Genomic DNA, 14,490 nt, shown 5'->3' with positions numbered 1-14,490 from the left:
TCTTTTAGTACTTTTGAACTTAATGGACAACAAAACTAATAGAGACTGGAAAGATAAACTTCATGAAATTATTTATGAAGCAGATACTCCTGCAGGAAAATTATTCGACCTGATATTACTTGTAGCTATCTTAGCTAGTATAGTTCTTGTTATGCTTGAAAGTGTTAAAAGTATTGATGCTAGATTTCATACTTTTTTAGACATTTCTGAATGGATAATAACCATTCTATTTACTATTGAATATATAGCCAGAATAGTTTCGGTTAAAAGGCCTATAAAATATATTACCAGTTTCTATGGAATAATTGATTTACTTTCAACCATTCCTAAATATTTATCTATAATCTTTGCTGGAACACATGCCTTAGTCGCTTTAAGAGCTTTACGCTTATTAAGAGTTTTCAGAATTTTAAAACTTGTTAGGTTTTTAGGAGCATCAAACAACCTAGTTTTAGCTTTAAAAGCAAGCAGAGCGAAAATTTCGGTGTTTTTATTTGCTGTTGTTATAATAGCAGTTATTATTGGAACCATTATGTATTTAGTAGAAGGTGAAGAAAATGGTTTTACAAACATTCCTAAAAGCGTATATTGGTGTATTGTTACTTTAACAACTGTTGGATTTGGAGATATTACGCCACAAACACCAATTGGGCAATTTATTGCTTCATTGGTAATGATTCTTGGTTATGGTATTATTGCAGTTCCAACTGGAATTGTTTCGGCAGAATATACAGCTCAAAATAAACCAAAAGAAGCTCCTAAAGACAACCCTGTTCATGTTAACACCCAATGTTGTGTTAATTGCTTAAACGAAAAGCATCAAGATGGAGCACAATTTTGCTATAAATGTGGATGCGAATTACACCATGACTAAAACGTTAATTAGTATAATTGGTCCAACAGCCATTGGTAAAACATCATTAAGTATTAAATTAGCAAATTATTTTAATACTGAAATTATCTCGGCAGATTCCAGACAATTTTTTAAAGAAATGCAAATTGGAACAGCTGCTCCCACTACAACCGAATTAGCTGCAGCAAAACACCATTTTATTCATCATAAGTCTATTGAAGATAATTATAATGTAGGTGCATTTGAAAAAGATGCTATTAACCTTTTAGAAAACTTATATAAAACACATGATATTGTTATTATGGTTGGTGGCTCTGGTTTATATGTAGATGCTGTAATTAATGGGTTAGACCATTTTCCTGAGGTAGATTCCAGTATAAGAGATACTTTAAACACGCAATTAAAAAATGAAGGACTTGAAACTCTTCAGAAAAAATTAAAAGATTTAGATCCGGTTTCATACAAAAATATAGCTATAAATAATCCGCAACGTGTTATTCGAGCATTAGAAGTTTGTATTGGTTCTGGGAAACCATATTCTTCTTTTTTAAATAAAGAAAAAGGAAAACGCCATTTTAATACTATTTCAATTGGCCTAACTGCAGATAGAGACATTATATATAACAGAATTAACCAACGTGTAGATATAATGATGAATGAAGGCTTATTAGATGAAGTAAAAAACCTAAAAAACAAACAACACTTAAATGCTCTAAATACAGTTGGTTACAAAGAGTTGTTTAAATTCCTTGAAGGCGAATGGACTTTAGATGTTGCCGTTTCTGAAATCAAAAAAAATTCTAGGCGTTTTGCTAAAAGACAGTTGACATGGTTTAGAAAAAACGAAGGTATAATTTGGTTTGACTACAATCATGATATTCAAGACGTAATTAATTCTATTAACACTAAAATAAATTGTATATGAAAACTAACAAGATTATTTTATTGCTTTGCTTCATAATGCATTTTCAAGTTTTCTCACAAACTGTATCATCATTAAATGCCATTGATAATCAAATTTGGATACCTTTTACAAATGCTTTTGAAACATATGATTATAAGATATTTGCTAACATTCATAGTAATGATTTAATTAGAATTAATGCCGATGGAAAACGGATTCAAAACAAAGAAGCTTATATAAAAAATTACGAAGAAAGATGGAAAAGCCACAATGCTGAACAAACTATCTCATTTCGTTTTTTTGAACGCTTAAATAACGAAGATTCAGCTTCTGAAAGAGGGGTTTACAAATTAACTATTAATTCAAATACAGCCCAAGAACAAAGCTATTATGGACAATTTCATGTGATTTTAAGAAAGGAAAAAGACATTTGGAAAATACTTATTGATTATGATTCAAGCGAAAAAAATACTGTAGATGTTTCTACATATAATAAAGCTTTTGCAATAGATGATTACAGTAGATATTAAACAAAAAAACCAGCTAATACCTGGTTTTTCTTTTTATAAAAATTATTATTTAAGCATTCTGGTTTACTACAAGCCTAAACCCTTCTCCATGAATGTTCAAAATTTCAACATTTTCATCAAGTTTTAAATACTTTCTAAGTTTTGCTATATAAACATCCATACTTCTCGAAGTAAAGTAGTTATCGTCTCTCCAAATTTTAGTTAATGCTAATTCTCTTGGCATTAAATCGTTTTCATGTAAAGCCAACAAACGTAATAATTCGTTTTCTTTAGGTGATAATTTTACTTGCTCTCCTCCATTATAAGTTAAAAAACGAAGTTTAGAGTTTAAATGGAAACCACCAATTTTAAATTCGAATTGTTTACTATCAGCCACTGTTTCTGTAGCTTTACGTTGCATGATAGCTTTAATTTTCATTAATAACACTTCACTATCAAACGGCTTGTTTAAATAATCGTCTGCTCCTACTTTGTATCCTTTAAGCACGTCTTCTTTCATTGCTTTTGCAGTAAGAAAAACAATAGGTACGTCTGTATTTTTTTCTCTAATTTCTTTAGCTAATGTAAACCCATCTTTATAAGGCATCATTACATCAAGTATGCATAAATCGAAATCGTCTTTTTTAAATTTCTCAAAGCCTTCCATACCATTTTTAGCATGTATTACTTGATAATCGTTCATCATTAAATAATCTTTAAGAATGGTTCCAAAGTTTGGATCATCTTCTACTAATAATATTTTTTTTTGTTGTTCACTCATAGCTTTACGATATTAATGGAAGCTTAATTATAAAAGTACTTCCTTTGTCCTTTTCACTTTCAACTGATACATGACCTTGATGGTCTTCTACAATTCGTTTAACATATGCTAAACCTAGTCCATGACCTTTTACATCATGCCTGTCTCCTGTGTGTTCTCTATAAAATTTTTCAAAAACACGTTTTTGTGCAGCTTTACTCATACCACTGCCTTGATCCTTTATTTTTAATAAAATATTTGTTCCAACATTTTCTGTAGAAACATCTATTATTGGTGCTCTAGACTCTGGCGTATATTTTATAGCATTATCTAGAATATTCACTATAACATTGGTAAAATGTGTTTCATTTGCTAAAACAGAAGATTTATCTGCTAATAATTCAATATTTATCTTCCCATTTCTATCTTCAACTATTAATTGAACATGTGTTATTGCATCTTCTATTAAGTCGTGTAAAATAACACGTTCCTTACTTATGTTTAGTTCGTTTCTTTCTAGTTTAGATATTCTTAATACATTTTCAACTTGAGCATGCATCCGTTTGTTTTCGTCCTTAATCATTTTCAAGTATCGCAAGACTCTTTCTTTATCGTCAATAACTTGAGGGTTTTTAATGGCATCTAGAGCTAAATTTATGGTAGCAATAGGTGTTTTAAATTCGTGAGTCATGTTATTAATAAAGTCTGTTTTTATTTCAGAAATCTTACGCTGTCTTAAAAGTTGCATTAAAGCACTTGCATAAGCAATAATTATAATAGACGTAAAAATGATTGAAAGCAATGTCATTTTTATAATGGACGACTGTACAAATACATTTCTTTTAGGGAAATTTATTAACAATCTATAATTACTTAAATCGTTTTTATTTTGAAAGATTGGTATACTAAAAGTTGATGCATTTTCTAGTTCAAAATCTTCACTTTGTACTTTTGTAGCCAAATCATTACTGTAAATAGCAAATTGATAATCTATGTAAATATTATCTTCAGCAAGTTTACTTTTTAGTAAGTTATTAATTTCTTCTTGAGAAATACGTTTATGGATAGGTACTCGGTAAGATAAATCTTCGTAAGCTGTATCATAAAAAATTTCTACGCCTTTAGATAATTTACCAAATTCAAACATCATAGCATCTAAATTCAAATTTGAATTAGACTCAATGGCATTTCCTTTCAATATTTTGGTTTCTCTATCGCTTAATACTTTTCTAATATTAATACTATCTAAACCTATGTCAAAGATCGATGAAGATAATTTATAATTCTCTTCTAAAATACTATTTCTATATATTAGCTTTTCGTTAGAATCGCTATTATCTTCTTTTAAATAAAATTCTCTAAACGCTGTCGAATCTGGTGTTACACCTTGATTTATAAGCGGCTGCAATTTAATAACATAATCTTTAAACTCTCTATTTTCAATTTCTTTAGACGTATAGCTTAACGCCTTTTTTACATTAAAAGTAAATTGTTCTTCTTCATTTTCTATAGAGTTATTAATATAATATGCCTGAACGAAAATGATACCTATTAAAGATAAGCTCATTAATAGTATCAGTATGATGAATAACTTTTTGCCCATCGTTCAAAATTAACATTTTAACATTTAGCTTACTTATCATTTAACCTTACATTAACAAAAATGTTAAAATTTAAGATTTATTGTATGAAGTTAACGATTTTATTATGAGTCAGTTGTACCTGACGTATAGTATCTTCTAAATTTGTATTGACAATAACAAAATCTGACTTTTCAGTTTTTCTATCATCATTCCATTGATTATTCATAATAGCCTGAATCTTTTCCAAACTAGTTTCATCTCTTTTTAGAAGTCTTTCAATCCTTAATTCTTTAGGAGCAGTAACTGTAATTATATAATCGCAATTTATATATGAATTATTTTCAAATAGAATTGCTGACTCTTTAAGTACATAAGGTGCTTTTTGTTTATTAACCCATCTTTTAAAATGTGAAGCCACTTTTGGATGCACAATTGCATTCATTTTTTCTAAATTGGAAGCATTATTAAAAATTTTCTTTGCCAAAAAAGGTCTGTTTAATGCTCCATTTATATAAGCTTGCTCACCAAATAATTGAATTAGCTTTCGTTTTATGATTTTGGATCTAATCATAAGTTTTTTTGCTTCATCATCTGCAATATAAACAGGGATACCTAAAGCATTAAATTGCTTTGCAACTGTGGTTTTACCACTACCAATTCCTCCTGTTAGACCTACAATTATCATTCTATTATTATAAATTCTATTTGTTCTTGAGATAATTTCACGTTTCTAGCATCTTTAGGTTGTTGTACTATTTGAGGTTTTAAATATTCTGATTCTTTTTCTACTTCATTAAAATTACAAGTAATAATAAAATCATTTGCACTAATTGAATTATAATTGGAAAGACTTGTATAATAAGTAACATAAAGTTTTTTTGGAAAATACTTAATTTTAAGGCTATCTGGAACATTAATTACAGTTACTGGAATTTTTAAATGCCCTTCTGTAAATTTATCAACGTCTGCTTTAATTTCAACGGAATTTTCAGAAAAAATAAGATTGTTGTCTTTAGGAAGGTTTAATAAAACAGGGCTATCTATATCCGATTTAATATCCTTTAGTCTAAAAGTATCTGTTTCTACAAATGATATTTCAGAAACTAACACTTCTGGACCAATTATTTTTATAGAATCTGGTACAATTTTAATAGAATCTAGCAGATCAAATCCCACACTAAAAGACAATTTACTATTTAATTTAATAGGCACTTTCTTAACTGCATTAACATCGAATCTAAATTTTAAAGTATCCGGAATTATACTCACTATCTCAATGTCTTTATCAAATTGAAGGTTCAAATCGGAAAACCCTTGATGCTTATTCCAAATATAATAATCTTTTGACTTTTCAATATTCTCGTTAAAACCAATGTCGACATTAGGTTTTTTGAAATAATACTTAAGCAAGTTAAACCCACTAGTCCTTAAAGTAATTTTTAATGTATGTGAGCTATCATTTAACACTAAATAACTTTCTGGGACATTAATTTTATTTATTTTAAAAGTAATAGTATTAGTATAAGTTGTAGAAAGTTTTAATACTAAAAGCACAACAAAAGACAATACCAAAAACAATAGAAAAATATTAATTTTCTTATTCTGTATCGATGCTAGTATTTTAGATTTAATATTTCTTAACATGAGGCTAAAAAAATAATTCTGGAAAATATTCTTTTGGTTTTTTATTTAAAAAGCTAATAACTACTGTCGATTTAAAGAACCCAATACCATAGCCAAAAAATTGTATAATAACAGCTATTATTGATAAAATAGCCACATACAAAATTTTTGTTCTTGCAAAAGCATGAATAAAAACGAATATAAAATATACTAAATATATAGTTAGCAACCATTTATACTGAAACAAAACAAAGAAAATAAATGCGAAAATGAGACCAAAAATAAATATTGTAGGAAACCAGTATGTTAGTTTTCTTGTTTCAGGATGCCATTTATTTAAAATAGGTCTTACTAAACCAAATTTACTTACTTGTTTATAGAATTTGGACCAAGATATTCTTCGCTTATGGAACACAAACGCATTTGGAAATAGCTTTGTTTTATAACCTAACTTCCAAAGCCTAATTGTAAGGTCTGGATCTTCACCAGGATGTATCTTCCCGAATCCTTCTGTTTTTAAAAATGCCTCTTTTGAGAGTCCCATATTAAAACTCCTAGGTTGAAACTTATCTATACTTTTTTTATTTCCTCTAATACCTCCTGTTGTAAGAAAAGAAGTCATAGAATAATTAATAGCTTTTTGCACATAAGAAAAAGAATCGTGAGCAGCATCTGGTCCACCAAAACAATGCACAAAATCTAATTCTAAACTTTCCTCAACTTCATTTAAATAGTGTGGTGGTAAAATACAATCTGAATCTAAAATGATAAAATAATTCCCTTTTGCCTGTTTCATTCCATAATTTCTGGAATCTCCAGGACCAGAATTAGCTTTAAAATAATAGGAAATATCTAATAAGCTTCTATACTTATTAACTACTTCCTTTGCTGTTTCACTAGATCCATCTTCTACAATTACAACCTCAAAATTAGTGGCTGTATCTAACTTAGAAAAACTAAATAACAATTCTTCTATTTCGTCTGGACGATTATAAACAGGAATAATAAATGAAAATTGTAATTGCATGTCACAAATGTAATTAAACCAATAAAAAAAGCCACTCTAATAGAGTGGCTTTTAAATTGCATTTATTAAATAATATTAATTATTTCTTAATTACTTTAATAGTTTTCGTCGCATTCTCAACAGTTACTTTCACAAAGTAAGTTCCTGGTTGAAGATTAGACATATCAATATCACTATCTAATGTATTAGGAGCTGTACGTAATACTTCTTGACCTAACATGTTATAAATAGCTACGTTTTCTATATTTTTTTGAGCTTTTAATGTTAAGTTTTCATTCACTGGGTTTGGATAGTAAGAGAAATTGTCAGGAGATAATTCTTCAATACCTAAATTATATAACGCAGGAACTAAGCACCATTGTATTAAAGTCCCATCATCACCACCAGCATCATCTACTACTGTTAATGTCCAATCTCCATCAAAAGTTTCATCATCAAAATCAGCTAATAAAGCTCCTGTTGTATTTGAAAGAGTGAAGGTACCTATAGTAGGTGTTCCACAAACTATAGCCACACCATCATCATCAAACTCAATATCCATATTATCATTACCAAGGCATTGGTCAAACATTAAATCTACAACAGTACCTGTTGGGCTAGTTAATGTAATCTCTAAATCACCTAAAAAAGTATGATTAATTTTAACAATAACGTTTAAATCTAAAAGGACTTGTGGTCCAGTACCAGAAACAGTAATAATATCATTTACTGGTGTTCCTGTCGTAATTGCACTTCCTGGTGAGCTAGAATAAGCACCACAATTTTCAGAAGGTCCACACGTATTGCTGAAATCTCCTAATGAATAATCGCAAGCACCATCAGAATGTTCTACTGTTAAAGTTACAGTTGAAGCATCTGCATAAGGACCAGCTGTTACTGTTCCTGCTACTACTGCAAAAGAACCACCTAAACCATCTGTTACAAAAGTACCATCGTTTACTGAAGATACAACTAAATCTACACTAAATTGATCGTTTCCACAATCTGGTACTACTGTAGAACTATCTACAACAGTTGCAGAACAGTTTACATAATTAACACATAATTCTAATGTGCCTTCATCATCACTACCATAATCCCATACACGTAAATAAACTGTAGATGCAGGAGTTAACCCACTAAAAGTTCTACTTGCTGAATTAGCACAGTTTACAGGAGTCCATGCTGTTAAACTTCCACAAGTTCCCGTATATAATTCTACTATAGATGAGAACCCAGGGTTTGTTATAAATTCAAAATCAAATGTTCCAGAAGCTGGCACTGTGTATGTAAACCATATATCTGCTGGAGTTGCAGATCCATCAACGCAAGTTGCACTTGGAGCTCCCTCTGCAGCAGAGAAAGTTGCACCAATATTTGAGCCTACGTAAGTTAATGTACAAGACCCATCACTATTAGCATAAGCATCTAAATCTATAGCGTTAGCACACTCATCGTTTTGTGTAGGACAAGCATTCATAGTATAAGTACCTAAAGTAAAATCGCAAGCTCCATCAGAATGAACAACATCTAAAGTTGTATCAACCCCAAAAGCATAAGGTCCAAATGTTACAGTTCCAGTAAATGCCAATGATGTTACTCCGTCTGTAATTGTTGTAGCGTCTCCAACATTAGTAACTACTACTTCAATTGTATAAGAAGACGAGTTACAATCTTCAATTATAGTTGCATTTGCCACACCTGGAGTACAAGTAGGTACACCATCATTTACAAATTCATCAACATATAAGTAGAAACGATCAGTATCTGTTGCTACAATAGCAACATATACATTCATCCCATTGTAAGCAGACAAATCGTATGTATATTTAGTATAATTACCATCGGCATCAGTAGTCGCAGTTTCACTAGCTATAGTTGTAAAGTCTCCAGCTGCTGTTCCAGTAGTAGATACTCTTACATCAAAAGTTTCTGTCCAAAATGTTCCATCAATACCAGCAAAAAATGAGATTCTATCAGAAACATTAGCAGTTACAGAAAATTGAGGTGTTATTAAAAAATCATTATGAGCTGCAGTTTCCCAGTGAATTCTAGCATGACCAGCTCCTGCCTGTGGATATTGTGTTTGATGTGTCCAAGTATAAGTTCCACCATCTTCATTTAAAATGGTCCATGTCGTGGGAATTTCAGTGTCGAAACTCTCCGTAAATTGTGCATTAGCTTGCCAACAAAAGGCAACACAAGCAAATAACAAAAATGTAATTTTTTTCATAAGTGATAAGTTTATTTAACATAATTAATAATATTAAATTTATAAATAAATAATAACAATCTTATCTTGCAAAAATTTAAATCGATATAACTCTGTTTTAATCGACAAAATAAATTACAATAAAAAAAGCCACTCAATAGAGTGGCTTTTTAAAATTTATATAAGTGTTAAATTATTTCTTAATCACTTTAATTGTTTTTGTTGCATTTTCAACCATTACTTGTACAAAGTAAGTTCCTGGTTGAAGATTAGACATATCAATATTACTATCTACTGTATTAGGAGCTGTACGTAATACTTCTTGACCTAGCATATTATAAATTGCTACGTTTTGGATAGTATTTAAACCTCTTAAAGAAAGTGAGTTATTTACAGGGTTTGGATAGTAAGTAAATGCTAAGCCTTTATCAAAATTTTGAGTAGATAAAGTTGGGTCTGTAGCATAAGCAGCAATTTCAAAAGGACCATCTTGAGGACCTCTAGCTGCAGCAGCACCATATTCTTGAACTCTTACATAAAGTATAGCTCCAGCAGTTTGACCCGTTAATGCAATTAATGAGAAAGCACCTGTACCTCCATCATCATTACAAGCAATTTCTGTTCCAGCCATAGCTCCACAAGTTCCTGAGAATACAGAAACAGTAGTGTCTGTTAATGAAGATCCTGTAGAAGCTTGAGTTTCTATTGTAATTTCTCCAGAAGCTGGCACCTCGACTGAGTACCATGTGTCTCTACCACTACCAAATGAACCACAAGACACATCAACGTCCGCTACTTCTCCAGAAGCTGTATTTCCAGAAGTTGTACCTGTAACCCATACTATTGCTGCAGTTGCAGAAGGTATTAAAGCCTCTGCATTAGCACAATCATCATTTGCAGGAGGACAAGCAGCAAAAGTATATGTTCCTAAAGCGAAGTCGCAAGCTGAATCTGAATGTACTACATCTAAAGTAGTATTAACTCCAAAAGCATAAGGACCAAATGTTTGAGTACCAGTAAATGGTAAAGTTGTAGTCCCATCAGTAATATCAGTTGCATCTCCTACAGTAGTAACATCTACTTGAATAGTATAAGTTGATGCTCCACAATTTTCAATTACAGTTGCTGTTGCTTCACCTGAAGTACAAGCTAAACAAACTACATCCCAATCCCACTGTGGAGTTTGTGCACCACTATCACAACTACTTGACACATCAGAATCTACACCTACATAAATAGTATCACCAGTAGCTGTTGCTGTAACTCCAGTTAAATCACCACCATTTGCACCTCTATATAATTCTGTAACTCCATCAGAATCTAAAATAACTAAATCATCACAACAGCTTTCTATACCACCTGCATTAAATGTTACTTTTAATACCGAACCGTCAGAACTTTGATAAGCAAACATTGTTGTATCATAATCATTATAACAGTATGTTGAATTTGTTGGAGTCCCACATATCACAATTGATGGACATAAGTCATAGCTAAAATCTCCTAAAGAATAATCACAAGCTCCATCTGAATGTTCTACGGTTAAAGTTACTGTTGAACTTGTTGCATAAGGCCCAGCAGTTACTATTCCATTAACAATTGCAAAAGAACCTCCTAAACCATCTGTTATAAACGTTCCGTCTCCTACTGTAGCGACATCTACATCTACACTAAATTGTGAGTTTCCACAATCTGGAATCACTGTTTCGCTGTTTGATACTACTTGTGTACATGTTGGACATGAAGCAGTAATAGTACCAGTTGTGATACTAGTTTCAGCACCTGCTCCAACCTCACCTCCTACTGAATTTAAGATTCTGTAAGAAGTTTCATAAGCATAAGAACCGCCACCTATCCAGTTAGTAGTAACATCGTCGCCATCATTAACTGTAAAAGCCATAGTGCCTTGTGAACCATCAGCTAGAGTTACACCTGTTAAAACAGCAGTTCCATTAACTAGAACATCCATAGTATTCCCATTCCAACCATCTCCGTAAGAATCGTTCATTTCTAAAGTATAATTACATTGTGCATTAGCCTGAAAGCTAAATGCAAAAGCAATTATAGTAAAAAATAATAATGTAATTTTTTTCATATTTATTTGATTAAATTGTTATTTAAAGGGCTAAAAATATAGATTATTATCAGTTAAATAAATGATAATTTATCTAACTCGATAAAATGCATTTTTTATCGATTAAATCCGAATTAGTCCGACGAAATGCATATTATTTCTACTAATAACAATATAAACTATTTATATAATAGTATGGTTCCATGTTTATAATTGTATATTTTTCAGGTTTATTCTATTGCTTTAAAAAACCAATATCTTCAACAGATTAATTACAATTATTAACTTTTAAATCAAAAAAAAGCGAACCATAAAAATATGGCTCGCTTTTACTATATAATATAAAATTATTTATTTTTCGACCCCTTTAACAAAGGCTTCCATAACTTCATTACTTACTCCCATATTACTAAATCCACCATCATGGAATAAGTTTTGTAATGTTACCATTTTTGTTAAGTCGCTAAACATGGCTACTGTATAGTTGGCACAATCTAAAGCTGTAGCGTTTCCTAATGGAGACATTTTATCTGCATAGGCAATAAATCCATCGAAACCTTTTACGCCACTTCCAGCAGTTGTAGGTGTTGGAGATTGAGAAATAGTATTCACACGTACCTTATTATCTTTTCCGAAAAAATATCCAAAACTACGTGCAATACTTTCTAAATACGCTTTATTATCAGCCATATCGTTATAATCTGGGAATACACGTTGTGCTGCCATATAAGTTAAGGCTACAATACTTCCCCATTTGTTCATGGCATCTTTTTGATATAGTGTTTGCATGACTTTATGAAAAGACATAGCAGATATATCTGTTCCTTTTTGAGTCCAATCGTAATTTTGACTTGTATAAGCGTTACCTTTTCTAACGTTGATAGACATTCCAATAGAATGCAAAACAAAATCTAATTTTCCACCTAAAATTTCTACAGATTTTTCCACAAGATTTTCTAAATCTTCTAATGAAGTTGCATCTGCTGGAATAATTTGAGAGCCTGTTTTTTCTGCTAACGCATTAATTTCTCCCATACGTAGTGCTACAGGAGCATTTGTAAGAACAAAAGTTCCACCTTCTTCATGAACACGTTCAGCTGTTTTCCAAGCTATAGAATTTTTATCTAGAGCTCCAAAAATAATTCCTCTTTTTCCCTTTAATAAGTTGTATGACATATTGTGAATTTTAGTCGTTAGTTTATAGACTTTAATTTTGTTTTGTTGTTAGCTTAAAGAACAAATATAGTATTAATTCAATAATTGTTTAGCATGTGCCATAGCAGAATTTGAAATTTCTATTCCTCCAAGCATTTGTGCAATCTCTACCAAACGTTCGTCGTGATTTAATTTTTTTAGGTTTGTAACAGTTACGTTATCTATATCTTCTTTGTAAACTTTAAAATGTGTATTTCCTTTTGCAGCAATTTGTGGAATGTGAGTAATGGCAAAAACCTGCATGGTATGGCTCATCTGTAACATGATTTGTCCCATTTTGTTTGAAATCTCTCCAGAAACGCCAGAGTCAATTTCATCGAACATAATAGTTGGCAATTGTTTATACTTAGATAATATAGATTTTATGGCTAGCATAATTCTAGATAATTCACCTCCAGACGCTGCTTTTTTAAGCTCGTTAAATTGACCTCCTTTATTTGCCGAAAACATAAAAGATAAATCGTCTTTCCCATTTAGATAAAAGGTATTAGATGTCTTTAAACTGACATTGAATTTAGCATTTGGCATGCCTAATTCTTTTAAAATAGATTCTAATTGCTTAGTTAATTCAGGGATTGCTTGAATTCGTTTTTTATGTATTGTTTCGGCTGTTTTATTAATAGTTGCTTCTACTTCTATTAGTTCTTCCTCTTTTTTCTGAATAGTTTCGTCTAAATTTTCGGTTTCAGATACTTTTAGAGTAAGTTCTTCTTTAATCTCAATTAATTCTGAAACAGTTGATACTACATGCTTTTTAAACAAATTATTCAAAATTTGTAATTTAGAATTTACTTGATCTAATCTTTCTGGATCTGCATCTAAATGCTCTTGAAACGTTTCAATTTCAGAGAAAACATCATCTAACTCAATAAAACTACTTTCAATTCTATGATATAGATTTTCATATTTATCTGAAAATCTGCTTATTTTTTTGAAGTTATTCTTTAAAGTAGTTAACGCTGTAATTAGGCCTACTTCTTCATCGTTAAATAACTGACTAGATAATATTAAGGATTCTTTAATTTCTTCAACATTATTTAAAGTTTCATATGCTTCCTCAAGAGTTTCTAATTCACCTTCTATAAGATTTGCTTCGTTTAATTCGTTTAATAAAAAGGAATGGTAATCATATTCTTTTATGGCTTCAGCTTTAAAAGACAATAAATTTTCTAACTCTTTCTGAATTGATTTATATGCTTTAAGTTGCTGGGAATACGTATTTAATTTAGAATTATTATTTGCTAGAGCATCAATTATTTCGAATTGAAAAGCATCGTCTACCAACTGTAGTGTTTGGTGTTGTGAATGAATATCTATTAATTGTTCGCCTAGAATCTGGAGGCTATTTAGATTAACTGGAGAATCGTTTATAAAGGCTCTAGATTTTCCTGTTGGCAATATTTCTCTACGAATTATTGTTTGTGGCTCATAATCTAAGTCATTAGCTTCGAAAAGGCTTTGTAGATTGTAATTCGTGACATCGAAAACAGCTTCAATAATACATTTTTTAGATACATCTTTTATACTACTTAAATCTGCTCTTTTTCCTAATATTAAAGACAAGCCTCCCAATAAAATAGATTTTCCAGCTCCAGTTTCGCCAGTAATAATAGAGAACCCTTGGTTAAAATTAACCTGTAAATTATCTATTAACGCATAATTTTTTATAGAGAGAGATGTTATCAAACCAATTCAAGTATTTAGGTTAAAGGTAATTAATATTAAGAAAAGAAAATGCTAAATATATCTTG

At 30.7% G+C, this 14,490-nt stretch carries 12 protein-coding genes; 3 read left to right on the top strand and 9 right to left on the bottom strand.

Translation table 11 applies throughout. The features are described from left to right. Positions 1-22: 22 nt before the first annotated feature. From LX78_RS04295 to LX78_RS04285, 3 genes are read left to right on the top strand one after another with little or no spacing between them, the layout of a single operon-like run. Entirely contained in the window at positions 23-874 is an 852-nt protein-coding gene (locus LX78_RS04295) for an ion transporter (protein ID WP_109681424.1), read from the top strand. After that, entirely contained in the window at positions 825-1,778 is a 954-nt protein-coding gene (gene miaA / locus LX78_RS04290; RefSeq protein WP_245881469.1) for a tRNA (adenosine(37)-N6)-dimethylallyltransferase MiaA, read from the top strand. The genes LX78_RS04295 and miaA overlap by 50 nt, the downstream gene beginning before the upstream one ends. Further along, entirely contained in the window at positions 1,775-2,287 is a 513-nt protein-coding gene (locus LX78_RS04285; RefSeq protein ID WP_109681422.1) for a YybH family protein, read from the top strand. Before miaA ends, LX78_RS04285 begins: the two co-directional genes overlap by 4 nt. A gap of 49 nt (positions 2,288-2,336) precedes the next feature. On the opposite strand, the gene LX78_RS04280 is transcribed toward LX78_RS04285, so the two are convergent. From LX78_RS04280 to recN, 9 genes are all read right to left on the bottom strand, one after another. Then, positions 2,337-3,047: a response regulator transcription factor gene (locus LX78_RS04280; protein ID WP_109681421.1), complete on the bottom strand. Its 711-nt coding sequence runs from the start codon at positions 3,045-3,047 to the stop codon at positions 2,337-2,339. A gap of 4 nt (positions 3,048-3,051) precedes the next feature. Then, positions 3,052-4,593 carry a sensor histidine kinase gene (locus LX78_RS04275; RefSeq protein WP_109681420.1) on the bottom strand — a complete coding sequence of 514 codons (1,542 nt, stop codon included), beginning with the start codon at positions 4,591-4,593 and terminating at the stop codon, positions 3,052-3,054. A 113-nt stretch (positions 4,594-4,706) separates the two neighbouring features. Then, positions 4,707-5,294 (bottom strand): dephospho-CoA kinase, encoded by a 588-nt coding sequence (gene coaE / locus LX78_RS04270; protein ID WP_109681419.1) that lies wholly within the window; start codon positions 5,292-5,294, stop codon positions 4,707-4,709. Next, positions 5,291-6,253, bottom strand: a complete 963-nt coding sequence (locus LX78_RS04265; RefSeq protein WP_245881468.1) for a YbbR-like domain-containing protein — start codon at positions 6,251-6,253, stop codon at positions 5,291-5,293. The genes coaE and LX78_RS04265 overlap by 4 nt, the downstream gene beginning before the upstream one ends. 4 nt (positions 6,254-6,257) lie before the next feature. Next, positions 6,258-7,259: a glycosyltransferase gene (locus LX78_RS04260; RefSeq protein WP_109681418.1), complete on the bottom strand. Its 1,002-nt coding sequence runs from the start codon at positions 7,257-7,259 to the stop codon at positions 6,258-6,260. 79 nt (positions 7,260-7,338) lie between these two features. Beyond that, positions 7,339-9,471 carry a T9SS-dependent choice-of-anchor J family protein gene (locus LX78_RS04255; protein ID WP_109681417.1) on the bottom strand — a complete coding sequence of 711 codons (2,133 nt, stop codon included), beginning with the start codon at positions 9,469-9,471 and terminating at the stop codon, positions 7,339-7,341. A 172-nt stretch (positions 9,472-9,643) separates the two neighbouring features. After that, on the bottom strand, positions 9,644-11,545 hold the full coding sequence (locus tag LX78_RS04250) for a T9SS type A sorting domain-containing protein (protein WP_109681416.1): 1,902 nt from the start codon (positions 11,543-11,545) through the stop codon (positions 9,644-9,646). Positions 11,546-11,875: 330 nt separating this feature from the next. Then, on the bottom strand, positions 11,876-12,700 hold the full coding sequence (locus LX78_RS04245; protein ID WP_109681415.1) for an enoyl-ACP reductase FabI: 825 nt from the start codon (positions 12,698-12,700) through the stop codon (positions 11,876-11,878). 72 nt (positions 12,701-12,772) lie between these two features. Continuing rightward, the gene (gene recN / locus LX78_RS04240) at positions 12,773-14,425 is read right to left on the bottom strand and encodes a DNA repair protein RecN (RefSeq protein ID WP_109681414.1); all 1,653 of its coding nucleotides are present in this window, start codon (positions 14,423-14,425) and stop codon (positions 12,773-12,775) included. Positions 14,426-14,490: the final 65 nt, after the last annotated feature.

Source organism: Xanthomarina spongicola, from assembly GCF_003148645.1.
Taxonomy (GTDB): domain Bacteria; phylum Bacteroidota; class Bacteroidia; order Flavobacteriales; family Flavobacteriaceae; genus Xanthomarina; species Xanthomarina spongicola.
This window is presented reverse-complemented; position numbering and strand designations above follow the sequence as displayed.